This is a genomic window from Nonomuraea ferruginea, assembly GCF_039540635.1.
Classification (GTDB): Bacteria; Actinomycetota; Actinomycetes; order Streptosporangiales; family Streptosporangiaceae; genus Nonomuraea; species Nonomuraea ferruginea.
The window spans coordinates 1-936 of record NZ_BAABFD010000061.1 but is presented as its reverse complement, the minus strand read 5'-3'; the positions used below and the strand labels follow the sequence as shown (position 1 = coordinate 936).

Here is a 936-nt window from a genome sequence, read left to right as displayed (position 1 = left end):
GGTGATGTTGTTGTCGGATGGGTATCTGGCCAACGGGTCGGAGCCGTGGCGGCTGCCGGAGGTGTCCGCGCTGCCGGACATCAGTGTGCCGTTCACGACCGAGCCGAACGGCGAGGACGGGGCGTTCTTGCCGTTCCAGCGGGATCCGGAGACTCTGGCGCGGCCGTGGGCGATCCCGGGCACGCCGGGGTTGGAGCACCGTATCGGTGGTATCGAGAAGGCCGACGGCACGGGCAACATCTCCTACGATCCGGACAATCATGACCGGATGGTGCGGTTGCGTGCGGCCAAGGTGGCCGGCATCGACGTGCCGGACGTGGCCGTGGACGACCCGGATGGGGACGCGCGGGTGCTGGTGCTCGGGTGGGGTTCCACCTACGGGGCGATCGCCGCTGGGGTGCGGCGGGTGCGGGCGGCGGGCGGGAAGGTGGCCCAGGCGCATCTGCGGCATCTGAACCCGCTGCCGGCCAACATCGGTGAGGTGCTCAAGCACTACGACAAGGTGTTGCTGCCGGAGATCAACCTGGGTCAGCTGGCGTTGCTGCTGCGGGCCCGGTTCCTGGTCGACGTCATCAGCTACAACCGGGTGCGCGGGCTTCCGTTCAAGGCCGAGGAACTGGCCGGAGTGATCCAGGACGTGATCGACAGTGACTGAACTGATCAACGGCAAGGGCCTGTCTCTGGTGCCCAAGACCGACGCCAAGCAGACCCTGAAGGACTTCAAGTCCGACCAGGAAGTGCGCTGGTGCCCGGGCTGCGGCGACTACGCCATCCTGGCCGCCGTCCAGAGCTTCCTGCCCGAACTCGGACTCAAGCGCGAGAACATCGTGTTCGTCTCCGGGATCGGCTGCTCCTCCAGGTTCCCGTACTACCTCAACACCTACGGCGTGCACTCCATCCACGGCCGCGCCCCCGCGATCGCCACCGGGCTGGCAG

The 936-nt window shown here is 67.4% G+C and carries 2 pseudogenes; both read left to right on the top strand.

Annotated elements, in window-relative coordinates:
* Positions 1-655: pseudogene (locus ABD999_RS43780) on the top strand (2-oxoacid:acceptor oxidoreductase subunit alpha); the annotation flags it as partial.
* Positions 648-936 (top strand): annotated as a pseudogene (locus ABD999_RS43775) (2-oxoacid:ferredoxin oxidoreductase subunit beta); the annotation flags it as partial. The pseudogenes ABD999_RS43780 and ABD999_RS43775, both read left to right, overlap by 8 nt.